General features: G+C 49.2%; 14 protein-coding genes. 3 read left to right on the top strand and 11 right to left on the bottom strand.

Annotated elements, in window-relative coordinates; translation table 11 throughout:
- The 7 genes from msrB to FCL47_RS15600 all read right to left on the bottom strand — a co-directional run bounded on the left by msrB (position 1) and on the right by FCL47_RS15600 (position 8315).
- A complete protein-coding gene (gene msrB, locus FCL47_RS15630; protein ID WP_136814463.1) occupies positions 1-1080 on the bottom strand; it encodes a peptide-methionine (R)-S-oxide reductase MsrB in 1080 nt (359 codons plus the stop codon).
- 300 nt (positions 1081-1380) lie between these two features.
- Positions 1381-2457 carry a cell wall metabolism sensor histidine kinase WalK gene (locus tag FCL47_RS15625; RefSeq protein WP_136814462.1) on the bottom strand — a complete coding sequence of 359 codons (1077 nt, stop codon included), beginning with the start codon at positions 2455-2457 and terminating at the stop codon, positions 1381-1383.
- A complete protein-coding gene (locus FCL47_RS15620; RefSeq protein WP_136814461.1) occupies positions 2454-3161 on the bottom strand; it encodes a response regulator transcription factor in 708 nt (235 codons plus the stop codon). The genes FCL47_RS15625 and FCL47_RS15620 overlap by 4 nt, the downstream gene beginning before the upstream one ends.
- Before the next feature lie 294 nt (positions 3162-3455).
- Complete coding sequence (locus FCL47_RS15615) at positions 3456-3926, bottom strand: CBS domain-containing protein (protein ID WP_136814460.1); 471 nt, start codon at positions 3924-3926, stop codon at positions 3456-3458.
- A gap of 184 nt (positions 3927-4110) precedes the next feature.
- Positions 4111-7047: a CHASE2 domain-containing protein gene (locus tag FCL47_RS15610; protein ID WP_136814459.1), complete on the bottom strand. Its 2937-nt coding sequence runs from the start codon at positions 7045-7047 to the stop codon at positions 4111-4113.
- Positions 7007-7624: an OmpA family protein gene (locus FCL47_RS15605; RefSeq protein WP_136814458.1), complete on the bottom strand. Its 618-nt coding sequence runs from the start codon at positions 7622-7624 to the stop codon at positions 7007-7009. Before FCL47_RS15605 ends, FCL47_RS15610 begins: the two co-directional genes overlap by 41 nt.
- 244 nt (positions 7625-7868) lie before the next feature.
- Positions 7869-8315 carry a FecR domain-containing protein gene (locus FCL47_RS15600; protein ID WP_167496518.1) on the bottom strand — a complete coding sequence of 149 codons (447 nt, stop codon included), beginning with the start codon at positions 8313-8315 and terminating at the stop codon, positions 7869-7871.
- A 485-nt stretch (positions 8316-8800) separates the two neighbouring features.
- Here FCL47_RS15600 and upp point away from each other — a divergent pair, with 485 nt between their 5' ends.
- From upp to FCL47_RS15585, 3 genes are all read left to right on the top strand, one after another.
- Positions 8801-9427 (top strand): uracil phosphoribosyltransferase, encoded by a 627-nt coding sequence (gene upp / locus FCL47_RS15595; RefSeq protein WP_136814456.1) that lies wholly within the window; start codon positions 8801-8803, stop codon positions 9425-9427.
- Positions 9428-9578: 151 nt separating this feature from the next.
- On the top strand, positions 9579-10904 hold the full coding sequence (locus tag FCL47_RS15590) for a uracil-xanthine permease family protein (RefSeq protein ID WP_136814455.1): 1326 nt from the start codon (positions 9579-9581) through the stop codon (positions 10902-10904).
- Positions 10905-10999: 95 nt separating this feature from the next.
- A complete protein-coding gene (locus tag FCL47_RS15585) occupies positions 11000-12889 on the top strand; it encodes a transketolase C-terminal domain-containing protein (RefSeq protein ID WP_136814454.1) in 1890 nt (629 codons plus the stop codon).
- Positions 12890-13025: 136 nt separating this feature from the next.
- Here the strand turns inward: FCL47_RS15585 and FCL47_RS15580 are convergent, their stop codons facing one another.
- The 4 genes from FCL47_RS15580 to FCL47_RS15565 form a co-directional block, all read right to left on the bottom strand.
- Positions 13026-13757 carry a phosphate/phosphite/phosphonate ABC transporter substrate-binding protein gene (locus FCL47_RS15580; RefSeq protein WP_167496517.1) on the bottom strand — a complete coding sequence of 244 codons (732 nt, stop codon included), beginning with the start codon at positions 13755-13757 and terminating at the stop codon, positions 13026-13028.
- A 141-nt stretch (positions 13758-13898) separates the two neighbouring features.
- The gene (locus FCL47_RS15575) at positions 13899-14747 is read right to left on the bottom strand and encodes a phosphate/phosphite/phosphonate ABC transporter substrate-binding protein (RefSeq protein WP_167496516.1); all 849 of its coding nucleotides are present in this window, start codon (positions 14745-14747) and stop codon (positions 13899-13901) included.
- Between the two features lie 33 nt (positions 14748-14780).
- The gene (locus FCL47_RS15570) at positions 14781-15746 is read right to left on the bottom strand and encodes a HAMP domain-containing protein (protein ID WP_136814451.1); all 966 of its coding nucleotides are present in this window, start codon (positions 15744-15746) and stop codon (positions 14781-14783) included.
- Positions 15747-16157: 411 nt separating this feature from the next.
- Positions 16158-16757 (bottom strand): hypothetical protein, encoded by a 600-nt coding sequence (locus FCL47_RS15565; protein ID WP_167496515.1) that lies wholly within the window; start codon positions 16755-16757, stop codon positions 16158-16160.
- Positions 16758-17042 lie beyond the last annotated feature (285 nt).

The following is a 17042-nucleotide window of genomic DNA, read 5'->3' as shown; positions in this document are numbered from 1 at the left end:
TCACTGATGAAAAAGTTTTGCAAATTCCCCATATCCTTCGTTGGCTAATTTTTCCACCGGAATAAATTTTAACGCTGCCGAATTGATACAATATCTCAGTCCGGTCGGAGGCGGACCGTCGGTAAAGACATGGCCCAGATGCGAATTGGCCTTTTGGGAACGTACTTCTGTCCGGGTCACGAACCAGGAGGTGTCGGTATGTTCAACGACATTATCTTTAACCAGCGGTCGTGAAAAACTCGGCCAGCCAGTCCCTGAATCAAACTTGTCCAAAGAGCTGAAGAGCGGTTCGCCGGAAACGATATCGACATAGATTCCTGGTTTCTTGTTATCCCAGTATTCGTTGTGGAACGCAGGCTCTGTCTCATTTTCCTGGGTAACCTTATACTGGAGCGGGGTTAACCGGCTCCGTAAGTTATTGCTGATCTCCATCTTTACCGGAGTGATCTTTTTGCCCTGCCAGTGTTTTTCCAGAAAGGTGTCCCGGCCGCTGCCATTACGGTAGAAACGGTAGCGAAGAGGGTTTTTCTTATAGTAATCCTGGTGATACTCTTCGGCCGGCCAAAATTCCGGGGCGGCGGATATCGGCGTCACTATCGGTTGTTTGAAAATTCCGCTCTGTTCCAGCGTGTGTTTTGAGGCCTCGGCCAGTCTTTTTTGGCTGTCGTTGTAATAGAAGATACCTGAAGTATAGGCATGGCCCCGGTCGACGAATTGACCTCCTGCATCGGTTGGATCGATCTGGTGCCAGAACGTATCGAGTAGTTGTTCATAGGATATTTTTGTTGGATCATAGATAATCTGTACGACTTCTATATGATTGCCGGCGGCGTAATCATGGTAGGTCGGCGATTTTGTCGTACCGCCGGCATATCCGGAGGTGACCGAAATTACCCCTTCCTGTGTTTCGAAGGGCTTTTCCATGCACCAGAAGCATCCCCCGGCAAAAAGGGCCGTCTCTGTTACCCGGGGCTGGTCTTTTGGTTTCGCCTGTTGATCATTGTTGCTGTTTCCGGCAAAAACGCTTACTCCGACCAGTGCGCTGATAAGAACGACAGCTATGCGTAAAAACCTTTTCATATCCTTTCCTCCAGACTGCGGTTATCGGAAGCTGGGATAGTTTCCGTTCCCTCAATAATAAAACAGCAGTGTAAACCAGGTTTAAAGGCAGGGTAAAGATTGTGTAAAGAAGATTTTATTCTCTGATTACCCCTAATGTTCAGCTACTGAACCAGGATGTGAGCTGTTCGTTTCCCGGGACGCCGTAAACCCATCCCTGGGGTCTTCGCTGCAGCCGTCCATGGCTGCAGAGACCCGAAAAACGAACCGCTCACACCCTTCCATTCCGGCAGGCTGGGTTTCAGGGGCAATCAGATTTTATTATTCCATCGGAAGGGTAATCCAGACCGAAGTGGTTCCGGCCGAACTCTCCGCCCCGACTTTGCCGCCATGGGCTTCAATTAATTCCTTGGTTATGGACAGACCGATTCCAGCACCTCCCGCATCTCTTGACCGGGAGCGTTCGGCTCGGAAAAAACGTTCGAAGATGAAAGGCAGATCGGCTTCACCTATGCCGGGTCCGCTGTTGGTGAAGCGAATTTCCACCTTGTCCTGCAGCGCAGAGACAGCAATTGTTACGTTGCCATTGGCCGGTGTATATTTGAAACTGTTTTCCAGCAGGTTGCGCAGAGCCTGCAGGAGTTTATCCCGGTCGGCGAATACTGTCAGGCCCTCTTTGAGAGCGGTTGTGACCGTTATGTCCTTGTCCTGAAACGACGCGCTATAGAGACCGAGCATCTGCCGAACCTCCTCTGCCGGGTCGAGCTTTTCCCTGTTCAGGTGCGCTCTGGCGGCATCGGCCCTGGCCAGTTGCTGCAGGCTGTCCACCAGGTGCACCAGCCGCAGATTTTCCTGCTGCAGCATCTGCAACGTCTTTGGGGATGGCTCGATAACTTTGTCATTGAGTGCTTCCAGGTAGCCGCGCAGATTGGTGAGCGGCGTTCTGAGTTCATGGGCTACGTCTGCAACCATGTTTTTTCTCAGTTGTTCAATGCCCTCCAGGGAATCAGCCATGCGGTTGAAGGCGAGCCCGAGCTGACCTACTTCGTCCCGGGTGACCACCTCGACGCGGGCATGAAAATCGCCGGCGGCAATGTCTCTGGTGATCTTGTTCATCTGGGATAACGGCCTGAGAACCCGTCGGGTAAGAAAGAAGCTGAGCAGAAAGGCGAGCCCAAGGGCGGCAAGACTGGCCCAGATCAGGTAGTAGTGAATGGAAGAAAGAAACATCTGGTGGATATCGGTTGGCGATACCTCGTATTTTTTCATGAGGGCCATAAAATAGTTGGCGGCAAGGTGGTCTATTGCCAGCCAGATTACCAGGATAATGACCCCGATTACCGGCACGACCGTTATCAGCAGGAGTTTCCAGAGCAGTTTGTTTTGAAAGAGGTTCATTGCTCTTCGCCCTCGGAAAAGGTGTAGCCGAAGCCACGCACCGTGAGAATAAATTTGGGTCTGGCCGGATCTTTTTCGATTTTTTGTCTGAGATTGCCGATATGGACGTCGATAACCCGGTCAACGACCGTCTCGCCATCCTGATAAAAATGACTGAGCAGCTCCGAGCGGGAAAAAACTCTGCCGGGCGCGCGCATCAGGGCGCAGAGGAGTTTATATTCCGAGCCGGTCAGATTTACCGGCCTCTCACCCAGGCGCACCCGGTGTTTTTCTGGTTCCACTACCAGATCGTTGCAGGTGAGTACTTCGCTGCCGGCGGGTGGCATCGGCCGGGCCCTGCGCAGGATGGCCTTGACTCTTGCCACCAGTTCCCTCGGGCTGAACGGTTTGACGACATAATCGTCGGCACCAAGGGAGAGGCCGGTGATGCGGTCGATTTCTTCTTCTCTGGCTGTCAGCATCAGGACAGGGACATCTGAAAAAGTCCGCAGCTGTCGGCACACCTCCCAGCCGTCAAGGCGGGGCAGCATGATATCGAGCACAACAAAACCTGGCTTATGCAGCCTGGCAAGCCGCAGGGCGGATTCCCCATCAGCTGCTTTGATGGTTTGAAAACCATCGCGTTCCAGGTATGTCTGAATCAGATTGGCGGTATTGGGGTCGTCTTCAACAATCAATACCGGGCCGGCACAGTTATGCTGCATTGTTTGGGAGTCCTTTGATATGCTTGTTGTGAGAGTGGCAAAAGTGAGCTCAAAGAGGGTGTTGCTCGTTTGATACAATATCTATGGCTGGAAATATGGCAAGGAGTGTTGTGGAGGGACTGGAAGGGATGGACGCAGGGGGGGAGAGGGACTGGAGGGACTGGTAGGGACTGGTTCCCATGCGCTGCATGGGAACTGTTTGAAGATGTTAATTGCTAGTCACTAATCCCGCCCAAAAGATTTGCGGGATAAGTTCATTTACGAAATAATTTTTTGAAAAGAACAAAATTATTTCTAATTCACTAATAATTCAATCATAGCATTATAAACATCGCGTAAGTAGATAACCCCGACAACCTTGCCGTCGCTGCGCGTAACGGGCAGGCGTCTGAGCTGTTCCGTAAGCAGTATATCGGCACAGCGCAGGAGGGTTTCCTCGGCGGCGATAACTCTGACATCTTCCGTCATAAGTTGGTTGACATTGATGGATTGGATGGCGGCACTTTTTTCATTGCGAATGGCCTCCCATGAGATGTGATCATGGTCCTCGTCAAAATAAACATGGGAAGGAATGAGGATGCGCAGGATATCAATAGTCGAGACAATGCCAACGAGGTTCATAGCCTCATCAAGCACAACGATACCGTTTACGGATAAGCCATGACCGCGTTTGGTTGATTTCATGACCCTGATCGCCTCGCGCAGGGACATGTCAGGGGTCAGCCAGTTTTTAATCGGTTCCATCAGGTCTTTGACTCGCATCATTTCTCCTTTTGGTTAATGAACAGATGATTTTACTGGACTGTTTCTTGCTCGATATAATGGAATTGTAATAAGTTGCCGCTGTTGCAGTGGCAACTATACTCTACCATATAAAAGCTCCGTTGATCAATAAAACATATGGAAAAAATAAGTAAAATAAATACTCCGGTGGTTGTATCCATCCCCTCTATTTTTTGTCGAGCTCGCTCCGTACGGCGACACCCAATTTTTCCATGGTATAGGGTTTCTGAACATAGTCTCCTGCGCCAAGCTGCAGCAATTTTTTGACCCGTATCGATTCGGAGAAGCCACTGGTAATAAGCGCTTTCTGCTGGGGATACAGTTGAATAATTTTTTGATACGTCTCCAGGCCGTCAAGCCCTCCGGGCATAATCATATCCAGGATGACGAGATCAACAGGCTGCTGTTTGATAATGGCCAGGGCCTCCTGCCCACTCGTTGCAGTGTGGACGGTATATCCCAGTCTCGTGAGCATATTTTTTGCAATATCGAGCTGTTCCTGGATGTCATCAACGACGAGAATGGTTTCCCTGCCAAGATAGTCGTCCAGTACAATTCTGTCTTGCTGGCTGGTAAGGCTCTGGCGAGTGATCGGCAGATAAAACCTGAAAGTTGATCCCTGTCCCTCTTCGCTTTGTATGTCGATATAGCCATGGTGATCCTTGACCGTCGCCCAGATGACGGTCATGCCAAGACCGGTCCCGCTGTAATGCATTGATTTTTTGGTATAAAAAGGCTCAAAAATACGTGCGAGATCCTCCTGGGATATGCCCACGCCACTATCTGAGATTGAGGTGCAGACATAGTCACCTGGAGGAATATTCTCATAGCCGGTGAGCATCGTGTCAATGCAGACATTGGCCGTTGAGATGACGATTTTACCACCGGCGGGCATGGCCTCCAGACCATTATGGAGAATATTCATGATGGCCTTGGATAAATGAGCAGCAGATCCCTGGACATTGAGGAGGTTGTCCTCGAGGTCGGTTTCGATGACGGTATCGTGGTGTCTTTCCTGGACGAGTTCGAATTCGGCCGAATGGAGATATTCGGAAATGATATTATTGAGGTTGCACGTTTCGCTTATAGTGATACTTCGTCTGGCAAGGGAGAGAAGATCCTGTACGATAATGGCCGCCTTTTTCCCTGATTTCTGGATAATTTGTATTTTTTTATGCAGTGGATCCTCTTCGGCTATCTCCAGCAGAAGAAGGTCGGGGTAACTGACAATACCGCTGAGGATATTATTGAGGTCATGGGCAATTCCAGCGGCGAGTTTACCGATAACTTCCATTTTCTGGGCCTGAATCAGTTGCTGTTCGAGTCGTTTTCTGTCGTTAATATCCTTGACGATGCCCTGGGTGCCAAGGAAGCGACTCGGGCCGTTTTCTCGCGATTCGTAGATACCTTCGGCCGATAAACTGAAATATCTTTTCGCTGGACGTACCTCGTTTTTTTCTTTGGTGAGAAGGAGACATATCTCCATGTCGGTTGTCGCCCTGTCTCCTGTTCGTCTTTCATTCAGGCGGTATTGAACTTTGTCGAGATCCTCTGGCGTAACCAGCTCAAAAATCGGTCGTCCCACCAGGGATTCCGGGGATCGTGAATATTTTGTAATCGCGGGGCTGATAAAAGTAATGTTGCCGTCAGCGTCCAGGCGAAAGACAATATCCGGAATGGTTTTCAGGATAGATTGCAGACTCGTCTCGCTCGATCTTAAGAGAAGAGCAGTATCTCCGGTCTCAGCTTTGGCCTGTTGCTGGAAATAGTAGAATTTAAGCGTAAACAGCAGGCAGGAACTCAGGATTACGGAAATAGTCGGCAGCAGGGGAGAGAAGAGATAGCCGCTGATCTGGTAGGTTATTATTGTGACAAACCAGCCAAAACCGCCGCCCAGCAAACAACAAATGAGCGCCCAGCCCGTCGTGAAATGCGCAATGCATGCGGTGAGGAGCAGGCAGAGCAGCAGGCTGAAGAATATCTCACAGACGGGGAACAGATTTGTTCGGATGGTATGCAGACCGGAAATGAGCGACTCAAGGGAGTACCGGTGAATGTCAAGCGAACTTCGCGCCGTACCGATCGGGGTTGGATATTCCTGTGATAATCCAGCTGCCGTCAAACCGACCAGAACGATTTTATCTTTGAAAAGGTTCGGGTCAATTTTACCCGACAAAATTTTGGTGGCAGAGTATTGGGGAGATTGTGCATGTCTGGCCGGGCCCAGAAGGAAATTTCCCTGTTCATCAACCGGGATGTGATAGTCCCCCGCTGAATACACAGGGACCAGATACTTCCTGGATAAAACGCTTTGGGTATTGAGGGGCTGGAGCTGCAGCAAAACCGCAAGAGCAAATGATGGGTAGAAGGAGTCCTGGTATTCGATGAGGAGTGGTAATCGGCGTAAGATACCGTCAGGGTCAGGAGTTCCGTTGAGAAAACCTGAAGCCGGGGCCGCCTTGGCCAGCACATCGTAATTACAGATAACTCCGTCTGCCCGATGGAAATAAACGGCGGACGCGACCGAATCATTATTTCCCCGGCGGGTGAGGGGGATCGGGTGGAGGGAACAGTTTTGCGGGGTGGATGCGCTGTTGTTAAACAGAAAGGTATACCCCAGCACATAGGGCCCTTTGCTTAGGATCTTGGCAAGATACGTGTCGTGATCAAAAATTTCAGAGGGAAAATCCGACGTGTCGGTGCGAGAGCCGATATCGTCGGTTAGATTTTCGCGCTGAAGCACGGGAGAGGTTCTGTCTCTCTCCGCGAAAATGATATCGATACCGATCGCCTTTGCCCTCCCATGGGCTATTTTTTCGAGAAGTTGGCCTAATCGATATCGCGGCCATGGCCATTGGCCATATTTTTCGACACTCGTTTCGTCAATGGCGACGGTGACGATCTCATGCTGGGACTCAGGCGCTCTGGCAGACGTGAGAATAAGGTCGGTGACTTTGAGATTGATATTCTCAATGAATCTTGGCTGGAAAAGATAGATTCCAGACAGGAAAAAAGTCAGTAGCAGGCAGCCGACTAAAAGGATCCGGTAGAGATAAGGCCCCTTACTTGACAACAACTTCCACCCTTCTGTTTTTGGGCTCATTAACGTTGTCCGCCGTTTTTACCAGTGGGTTTTCCTCGCCATGAGATGTTGATGTAATAAAGGTCGAAGCAACACCTTGCTGCACCAGTAGACGGCGGATGGCTGCAGCTCTTTCCTGCGACAGCTGCAGATTATATTGGTTGTCGCCTACAGTGTCAGAATGACCGATGACGCTTATATGTTGTGATTTTCGATTGTTAATCGATTCAAGGATTGCCGGTAGTGTTTGCCGGGATTCTGCGGTCAGGTCAGTTGAACCTCCCTCGAAATAAAGGATAAAATGGACCGGTTGGCTGGGGAGCATTGTCAGAACCCGGGAAAATTCGGCATTGATTGCATCTGACGAGAGAATTTTTGGGGAGGTCGGCAGGGATTCACGTCCTTTGACGGTCGTTGCCTCTCTTGCCTGGGTAATGTCTGTCGAACCAACGTCGGTGCTCACTGTTACATGGCCTACCTTGCCATCGGGGTCGGGGAGCAGGACGACGGTGGTCTTTGCGGCACATCCGGATAAAAGGAACAGGAGCGCTAAAAAGATCAGGAGCAGAATATTTTTGCTCCATTGTGCACGAATCATAAGGTGGTCTCCGGCGATAATGCTTTGACGTATGTTGTTTTGTACAATTGGTACTGCTGATCAGTTGTGAAAGAATTTTCTTGAAAAAACAACTAAACAACCCGCCAGCTGTTAATGATAGCATCGTAACAACCTAAAATGAATATGAGTTTTTGCGATGCTGTCACTAATCCCGCCTAAAAGATTTGCGGGATAAGTTCCGTCACGAAATTCTCTCGAACAGCACGAGAGAATTTCTACGTCACTAATCGACCTTAACCAGAAATTTAGTGCCGCGAACCCCCAAGGTTGCGTCGGGTGTTTGCAGCACTACTTTTTGGGGGGCGAGTTTGGCAATCTGGCCGCTGATAAACGAAAAGGTGCCGCGGATGAGTCTGGTTACAAAAGAAAGTTGCTTTTCCGCCGGGTTAAACAGAAAATTTTCGATGGCTATCTCACTGTTTGGCCCGAGAGCCACCACGGTGTCATCATCAAAGATCAACCCGACGCTGCCGTTTGGCCCGGTTTGTATAGAATCGCCCTGGCTGAGGCGCATATTGGCAACCGCCTTGACGGTGGTCTGCGAACTGGTGATATAGACATCACCTGCAACGGTTTTGACAAATCCGGCGGAGTCCTGTTGGGCACCGGCATAGCCTGGCGCAAAAACAAGGAAAAAAATGCATATCAGCTCACCATAGATACTTTTCATACGCTCTGCCCCACACTCGGTCTCGTCTGCAAAAAACAACATGGAAAATCTGTTTGCGAGAAGTTGGCACGCAAATATCGACATCAACTGAATAATTCTAACATAATCAGGGCAAAAATGAGAAACAAAAATGGCGTGTGTGGGATACCAGTCGATTTGACAAATAATTGTATATACTCATTGCTCCAAATCGGGCTGTCCCCGGCCAGCAAACGAGCTGTCCGTATAGTGTTAAGACTTCACGTAGAGATGGGCGGGAACGCTTTTCGCTTTCGTCCGATAGGACAAATTACTTGCTTTTTTTCCAGATGTTTTTAAAACAGGAAGTCACGTAGGTTTCACGGAAAATTAGCTGATTTTAAAAGTATGTGCGTAGAAATCCGCTCCCCGAATGTGGTAACTTCCTGAAAAAACAATAGTGTTGAGCAATGTCGACGACTGCTCAACCCGTAGCGGCCTTATTTAATCATTTCCAGGAGTCAATTATGAGCGTGCATGTCGCGGATCACCCACTCATCAAGCATAAGCTTGGCCTTATGCGTCAACATGATATTTCGACCAAAGATTTCCGTGATCTCTCCTCGGAAGTTGCCCGGCTTTTGACCTATGAGGCGACGAAAGATCTGCAGACCCAGAGGAAAACCATTCAGGGCTGGGCGGGAACTGTAGAGGTCGATGAGCTTAAAGGTAAAAAAATAACGATCGTGCCCATTTTGCGGGCAGGTCTTGGCATGATGGATGGCGTCATCGACCTCATTCCTTCCGCCAAGGTCAGTGTCGTCGGGTATTATCGCAACGAGGAGACCCTCGAGCCGGTTGAGTACTATGTCAAAACGGCAAACGATATTGAAGAGCGGGTGGCCCTGATTCTCGATCCGATGCTGGCCACCGGGGGCACCCTGCTGGCCACTATTGCCACCCTGAAAAAAGCCGGCTGCAAAACGATTAAAGGCCTTTTTCTTGTAGCTGCACCCGAGGGGATAAAGAAGGTAACCGAGGCCCATCCCGATGTGGAGATTTATGTTGCCGCAGTCGATGAACGGCTCAACGAAGTGGGCTACATCCTGCCTGGTCTTGGAGATGCCGGGGATAAGATCTTCGGCACCAAGTAGAGACCTGGTGGCGTTGTAAAAACTACGCTCTGTACCCCAGGGCACTTCCTCTGGGGGCAGAGTAGAATTTTTACCTAACCATCTCTCTGGACCACTTTCACTTTTCAGGAGTTCGCTGATTTTTCTCTTTTTTGTTGAGGAGGTTGTTGTAATGCCCGAAGATTCACCAGATTCATCCTATCGCTTCCGCCTGTGCGACAGTCTTCTCGGCGCACAGATGCTGTTTGTCGCCTTTGGAGCACTAGTCCTGGTCCCCATTTTAACAGGTCTTGACCCTAATGTGGCGCTCTTTACCGCCGGTATCGGAACGCTTGTTTTCCAAGTTATCACCAAAGGGAAGGTGCCTGTTTTTCTTGCCTCCTCTTTTGCCTTTATCGCCCCGATAATTTACGGGGTACAGACCTGGGGCATTCCGGCAACCCTCTGTGGCCTGGCGGCAGCGGGGCTGCTGTATGTGTTGATGAGTTTTGCCATTCGCTATTTTGGCGCCGGAATATTGCATAAATATCTTCCGGCAGTGGTCACCGGACCTGTCATCATGGTCATCGGCCTGGTGCTGGCTCCGGTTGCCGTGCATATGGCCATGGGCCGGACAGGCGATGGGTCGGCATGGCTGGTACCAGAAAAAACGGCGATGATTATCGCCGGGGTTTCCCTGGTGACCACGGCGCTTGTCGCCCTTCTTGGCAAGGGCTGGCTGCGGCTGCTGCCGATTCTGTGCGGTATCTGTGCCGGATACATGACTGCCTTTGTCCTTGATCTCTCCGGATACACCCAGCTGGTGCAGGGCTCCTTTGATCCTGCCAGCCTCAAGAACTGGACCGCACCGGTTTTGATTTCCTTTGCACCGGTTGTTGAAAAAGCATGGTTTGCCATGCCCGCCTTTGTGTTTCCCGAATGGAAGTGGGAGGCGGTCCTGTTCATCGTGCCGGTGGCTATTGCCCCGGCTATTGAACATTTCGGCGACGTGCTGGCGATCGGTTCGATTACCGGCAAGGATTATGTCGACGATCCGGGAATTCAAAATACTATGCTCGGCGACGGGATCGCCACATCTATAGCCTCGATGCTGGGCGGACCTCCGAACACAACATATTCGGAAGTGAGTGGCGCTGTGGCGCTGACCAAGGCCTACAACCCGGCAATTATGACCTGGGCTGCGCTTACGGCGATTGTTCTTTCTTTTGTCGGTAAAATCGGTGCGCTGCTGGCAACTATTCCTTCTCCGGTCATGGGTGGCATTATGATCCTGCTCTTTGGCATGATTACCGTAGTCGGCATCAACACCCTGGTCAAATCCGGCCAGGACCTGATGAGCCCCAGAAACCTGATCATCGTCGCGGTGATTCTGGTGTGCGGTATCGGCGGAATGAAATTCAGTGCCGGTTCTTTTGCCATCGAAAAAATTGGTCTGGCCGGGGTATTGGGGCTGCTGCTCAACGTGATTCTGCCTGCGGAAAGGGAGCAGTCTTCCTGATGGAGGTCTTGTGTTGGCAGGCCTCTGTGTCGAAAATTTAAAATTAAGTATTTCATTATATGAAAGGCTCGGTGAAGAGCCAACTGGAGGAATCAATGGATTTTCCGATAAATTTAAGTGAATATGTCGCCCAGAAATATGATCTGCAACAGACTCGCCTGACAGATGCACAGCGTCAGGTGCTGCTCAACAATATCCAGATAGTTCGTGACAGCCTGGTGTTTTTTACCGCTCTTGCTAATGTCAAAGGGCTTGGCGGACATACCGGCGGGGCATTTGATATCGTGCCGGAGCTGTTGATTGTCGATGGCTTTATGAAAGGATCAGATACCATACATCCGGTCTATTTTGATGAAGCAGGGCACCGGGTGGCTATCCAGTATATGATGGCGGTGCTGAACGGATATCAGAAGCCGGAATCTCTTCTGCATTATCGGGAGTATGATAAGGGATATTACGGTCATCCCGAGCGCGATGAAAAAAACGGCATATTTTTCTCGTCGGGCAGGCTTGGTCATTTATGGAGTTATGTCAACGGTGTTGCCGAAGCTCATCCCCGCAAAACTGTGGTCATGTTCGGCAGCGACGGTTCGCAGATGGAGGGCGACGATGCGGAGGCAGCCCGCTATGCGGTGGCCAGAAACCTGAAGGTGAAAATTCTGGTTGATGATAACAATGTTACTATTGCCGGTCATCCAGGCACCTATATGCAGGGCTATGATGTGGCCAAAACCCTGCAGGGTCATGGGCTACCGACCAATGTCGGCGACGGCGAAGACGTTGACGCACTGTATGCGCGCATTCAGCAGGCGCTGGTTGCCGATGGTCCTGTCGCCCTGATCAATAAACGACTCATGGCGGTAGGCGTTGCCGGTATCGAAGGGTCGCCCAAGGGGCATGATGTCATTGCGGTGAAGCTGGCGGTTGACTACCTTAATAAAAAGGGTCTGACCAAGGCCGTTGACGTGCTCCAGAATTTTCCTGTTACCAAAGAGAAAGTCACCTATCTGGGCAGTACTCCGGAAATGGGCAAAGTTCGCGATGATTTTGGCAAAGTTGTGTGTGAAATTCTTGATACCATGGAGAGCACGGCCGACAAAGTTCTGGTCGTTGACTCAGATCTCGAGGGATCCTGCGGCTTGCATCATATCCGTAAAAACCATCCCGAGGTGTATGTGCACGGCGGTATCATGGAACGCAATAATTATTCCGTTGCCGCCGGTTTTGGTTCCGAAGCCGGGCGCCAGGGAATTTTCGGCACCTTTGCCGCTTTTCTCGAAATGGTTGTCTCGGAAATTACCATGGCCCGTCTCAACAATGCCAATGTTCTTGCCCATTTTTCCCATTCCGGCATCGACGATATGGCGGATAACACCTGTCATTTCGGCATTAATAACTTCTTTGCCGATAATGCGGTCGCCGAAAATGACCTGACCCGGCTTTATTTTCCGGCAGATGTCCTGCAGCTCCGGGCCATGCTGAAGAAGATATTTTATGATCAGGGGCTGCGGTTTGTTTTTTCCACTCGTTCGGCAACACCCACGCTGCTGGACGATCAGGGCAAAGTGCTGTTTGGCGATGGCTATAATTTCCAGCCGGGTAAAGACGAGATAATCCGTGAAGGCAATGACGGCTGCATTGTCAGTTACGGGGAGATGACCTACCGATGTCTTGATGCGGTGCTTCAATTAAGGGAGCAGGGATTGAACGTTGGTTTGATAAATAAATCGACCTTGAATGTTATTGACGAAGAGATGATCGTAAAAGCAGGCCGCAGTCCTTTTGTTCTGGTGGTGGAGAGTCAGAATACCAAGACCGGACTCGGGGTGCGTTATGGCACCTGGCTTTTGGAAAGAGGGCTTGCACCAAAATATTCATGCATGGGAACCAGTAAGATTGGTCATGGCGGGATAGTCGAGCAGCTGCCGCATCAGGGGCTTGCGGTCGCCGATATTAAAAAGAAGATCCTGGCGATGCGCGGCTAACCGAATGTGCGGTAATTGAAAAAATCTACCAACCGGAAAATCGCGGTTCCTTACTGATAAGAGAGCTGTAATCAACAAGAGGATGTTCAGTATTCTGAACATCCTCTTTTGAGTATAAGATTGGTTTTTAGAATGACTAGTTGATCACCTGGCGTATTACATCATAATCTGAATCTTTGGCCGGTTTGAAACCATCCAGCTCCATGGCCTGCATCACCCTGTCCTCCTTGTTCAGTTTGAGAAGGGCCGTACGCAGAGCTTCTTTGTGTTCTGTCGGTAAGTTCCTGTTGACGGATACAGCCCAGTTCGGCAGCCAGGCCGTCTCGGCAATTATTTTCACTGAACCCGGAGTGATGAACTCATCTGCTTGATGAAGGGCGGATTCGCGGATAAAACCAGCGTCAACTTCGCCGATACTGACGGCAATGATTACGTTTTCCTGTCGATTAGCGGTTGCCTCCACCAGATCGCAGTCTCGATTTACGTCAAGTCCCAATTTTTGAAAACTCAGTTTTTGAGATAAAAATCCGCCGGCCGAGGTTGCGCTGACGATCATGACTTTTTTGCCCTTCAGGTCGGAAAAGTTTGTGATGCCGGAATCGGGTCTGGCTATGATGATTCCCCGGAACTTATCCTTGCCTTTGCCTTTCAGGGCTGTGGCAATAACCTCATGGGTGGCTGCTACATTTACATAAACTAAAGGATTTTCGTAGCTAATCGCAAAATTGCCTTTTCGGACCTGATTCTCATAATCGGCGAAGTTATCCGTCAGAATGAGCTCAAATTTATTGCCGGTCTCCAGGCTGAGATAATCCACCAGCGGAGAGGTCATCGCAGTGAGTTTTTCCGGAAAATATCGGGGTAGCATAGAGAATTTATAGTTTTCCGCAGACACGGAGCGGATACTGAGGCAGAGTAGAAGCAGTGCCCAAAAAAGTGATTTTTTCATGGTAATATAGAGAGATGTTGTATTTGTTTTTGACAATGAGCCTGCAGGCTGCCGGGAGCATTATTTAAGACCTGCGGCGATTCGTACCGGGTCGTACTCATTGTCTTGTGCAGGCCGTAAGGCATTGACTTTTAAAGCCTTCAAGACCGGATCGCCTGGCTTGAGATCCCGGATCGCCTGAATTATCTTTGCCTTATCATCAACCGGCATATTGCTGCTGACTGACAGTGCCCAGTTAGGCAGCCATTCGGTAGACTGCAGAATTCGAATTGCTCCCGGTGGTACGAACTCATCAACCTGATTCAGGGCTGATTCCCGAATAAAACCGGCGTCAACATCACCTGTATACACGGCGAGAATTACATTTTCCTGTTTATTTTCAGGAGCTTCTTCAATAGTACATTCTTTGGACAGATCAATTTGGTGTTGCACGAGGGTTAATTTCTGGGAGAGAAAACCACCTGCGCTGGTGTAACCGACAATGGCAATCTTCTTACCCTTTAAATCTTCAATAGTCTGCAGAGAGCTGTCTGCCCGGGTGATAATTATCCCGCGAAATTTATCGCCACCATCTCCTTTATCCCCATCTTCTCCTTTTACCGCCATGGCAATGACCTCATGTTGACCGGCCGCCATGACATAAATATAGGGATTTTCGAATCCGATATTTATATTTCCCGAGGAAAGTTGCTTTGAATACTGACCAAAACTTGCAGTCAGGGTGGGTTCGATCTGCATCCCTGTCTGTTTTGTCAGGTATTTTGCCAGGGGAATAATTCTTTTGTTAATTTCTTCCGTAGAATATCGAGGCAGCATGGAGAGCTTATATTCAGTCGCAAGGCTAAAATGACTGCAGACCAGGATGTATAAAAATATCGCCACGATACATCGAATTTTTGCAGGTTTCATTATTGTTTCAAAGTTATTTTGCATAAAAGCAGCCTATTTATTAAGTCTGTTCATGATGTATTTAACGGATTGATGCATGCGGTCAAAAGCGGAACAGAGTTCGCGCATTTCCCGAGGTCCACTTGGTTGAACGGCAAGGTCCATCTCGCCGAGACTGATGCGGTTTACCACATCTGTCAAGCTCTCCATCGGTTTGGTAATTGACTGACTTGTCATGACAAAAATACCAAATCCAAAAAGCAGAACACCAACCGTAAGGGAGAGCGTCAGGGGGGAAAAAACCGCCTTGCGGATCGCCTCATCGACTTCCGAAACATAAATACCCACATGGACCTGGCCACCGGTGTCTGGAATAGGAGTTACCTCATCAAAAATAGTCTGCCCTCCCATGGTGATCCTGGCGTTCTTTCTCTCCATGCCGGCAGCAAGCTTATTCTGATTAAGAACATCTACCGGAAAACCTTTTAATTTGATGATATTGGCGAAGTCCTTGTCAAACCTGGATAAATCACTGAAAAACCCACCAACAACGATACCTTTTTGGTTCACCACCGCCGCATAGGCTACCCCCGGCAACTGGCTCGTTCGTTTGGCTTCCTTGTTTACCTGCAGATAATCGCGCAGCAGCAGCGGTTTTTGAATTCCGCCACTAAAGGCACTGGTGATGGCCTGAGTTCTCAATTCTATCTGATTACCTATGATATCGGGAACATAGCGTAAAGCGAGAAAGGTGAAAGTACCGGTTAGAACTATAAAGCCTACGGCCATGGTCAATAGCAGATAGGTTCTGACCGACAGGCCTGCTCCCCGGCCAACGATTTTATTGGTGCTGGAAGCAACCCCTTGTGCAGGAGAAGCCGAAGGAGATTTGCTGGTCGTGCTCTTTTTGACACTGATTGTATGACCGCATTGCAGACAGGCAAATTTTACTGCTGCACCTTTAATACGTTTCTCGTCGATATTATGTTTTCTGTCACATTTTCCACAAATAACCTCCATAAACAAACTCCTGTAAAATGTCTTTTCAATTTCTTAAAGTGGTCCCCAAAAAGCTTTTTTCATTAAGCTTTTAATTTCAAGTTCTTCCGTAAAGTATAGGTTTTAAAATATTTGCATGTCAAATTATTTTGTGATTACCACTAAAGTTCAGCTTAGAAGGTCCAGAGGGATTGAGGAGCCCTTTTCACGGGACGCCATAAACCCGTCCCTGGGGGCTTGACCGCAGCCATCCAGGCTGCGGAACACCCGTGCAAAGGGCACCTCATATCCCCATGCAGCTGAAATTTAGTGGTAATCACAAAATATTTTTATGAATTAAGGGCAAGCGCTCGACCCGGTTTTCCCAGCCAATAAAACCTGTTGCTACGATAGTTTTAAGCAGAATATTGCACTGCATTAACCGCGAGAATTTCAGTCGAGGTGGCTTTGGAAAAGGGCAATTTTTTCAGGGTCATTAATCTCGGTTTTAATAAGTTCCAGCAACTCATTCAGGTTGTTGTGGTCGTGCCACCGGACGATGACATCTGCAAAGATCATGTTGCCGACAGGGCCCATGACATAGTTGAGCACTGATTTAACTTTTTCCAGGTCATAGGTGACATCGGCAATGTCTGCTTGATTTTTTTTATGTCCGGAAGGGGCTGCTCCGGCTGTTGCGACCAGGATTTTTACGACCCCGTCCAGGTTCTTTGCCGGAAAAATGTGCTCCACCCCCCTTGAGTTGATGCTGGCTACGACGCTGTCAGTTTTTTCATCAACAATAACAATGATATTGTTGCTTTGGATATGTTTGTCAGCGAGTTGCGAGAGCAGGACATACCCATCAGAGATACGGGGAATCTTTAGAGCGGTGACAACTTGCGTATAAGCTTGTTGCTGCAAAGCAGTTGTCGCTTCTTTGCGATTATCTACCAGAGTGCAGTCGAATACATTATGGTGCGCGGTAAGTAAATCCTTGAGGGCAGAGGCTGAGTATGTGTCTGATTTAACGATGAGAATTTTCCGGATCATACTTTTTTCCTCTAAAATCGAGCAGATCGTTTCGCCTGCCATCCGAGAGACGTAACGCTTGCTCCATGGGTTTCGTTTTTATTGAGAAATTTGTCTTGGGCTCGCTCGCATAAGTGTTTTGCTGCCGGCCTTTTTGTCCGGCGTGCTGGTCGATCGACCGTGGCGTGAGTACCATGTATTACCTTCCTTTCGACGTTACCTGCTGGTGGCGTAACCATCTGAAATCGAGCAATATTCCTCTTTGCAAGGCAACTGGCGTCCAGCCCGGTAGCATAAGTTTCGCAC

The sequence above is a fragment of the Desulfopila sp. IMCC35006 genome (genome assembly GCF_005116645.1).
Classification (GTDB): domain Bacteria; phylum Desulfobacterota; class Desulfobulbia; order Desulfobulbales; family Desulfocapsaceae; genus Desulforhopalus_A.
The sequence above is the reverse complement of the archived record's forward strand: the minus strand, read 5'-3'. Positions and strand labels throughout refer to the sequence as shown.

Coding starts and splice junctions, on each gene's coding strand:
- msrB (WP_136814463.1), bottom strand. CDS start 1,080: ATGAAAAGGTTTTTACGCATAGCTGTCGTTCTTATCAGCGCACTGGTC.
- FCL47_RS15625 (WP_136814462.1), bottom strand. CDS start 2,457: ATGAACCTCTTTCAAAACAAACTGCTCTGGAAACTCCTGCTGATAACG.
- FCL47_RS15620 (WP_136814461.1), bottom strand. CDS start 3,161: ATGCAGCATAACTGTGCCGGCCCGGTATTGATTGTTGAAGACGACCCC.
- FCL47_RS15615 (WP_136814460.1), bottom strand. CDS start 3,926: ATGATGCGAGTCAAAGACCTGATGGAACCGATTAAAAACTGGCTGACC.
- FCL47_RS15610 (WP_136814459.1), bottom strand. CDS start 7,047: ATGAGCCCAAAAACAGAAGGGTGGAAGTTGTTGTCAAGTAAGGGGCCT.
- FCL47_RS15605 (WP_136814458.1), bottom strand. CDS start 7,624: ATGATTCGTGCACAATGGAGCAAAAATATTCTGCTCCTGATCTTTTTA.
- FCL47_RS15600 (WP_167496518.1), bottom strand. CDS start 8,315: ATGAAAAGTATCTATGGTGAGCTGATATGCATTTTTTTCCTTGTTTTT.
- upp (WP_136814456.1), top strand. CDS start 8,801: ATGAGCGTGCATGTCGCGGATCACCCACTCATCAAGCATAAGCTTGGC.
- FCL47_RS15590 (WP_136814455.1), top strand. CDS start 9,579: ATGCCCGAAGATTCACCAGATTCATCCTATCGCTTCCGCCTGTGCGAC.
- FCL47_RS15585 (WP_136814454.1), top strand. CDS start 11,000: ATGGATTTTCCGATAAATTTAAGTGAATATGTCGCCCAGAAATATGAT.
- FCL47_RS15580 (WP_167496517.1), bottom strand. CDS start 13,757: ATGCTACCCCGATATTTTCCGGAAAAACTCACTGCGATGACCTCTCCG.
- FCL47_RS15575 (WP_167496516.1), bottom strand. CDS start 14,747: ATGAAACCTGCAAAAATTCGATGTATCGTGGCGATATTTTTATACATC.
- FCL47_RS15570 (WP_136814451.1), bottom strand. CDS start 15,746: ATGGAGGTTATTTGTGGAAAATGTGACAGAAAACATAATATCGACGAG.
- FCL47_RS15565 (WP_167496515.1), bottom strand. CDS start 16,757: ATGATCCGGAAAATTCTCATCGTTAAATCAGACACATACTCAGCCTCT.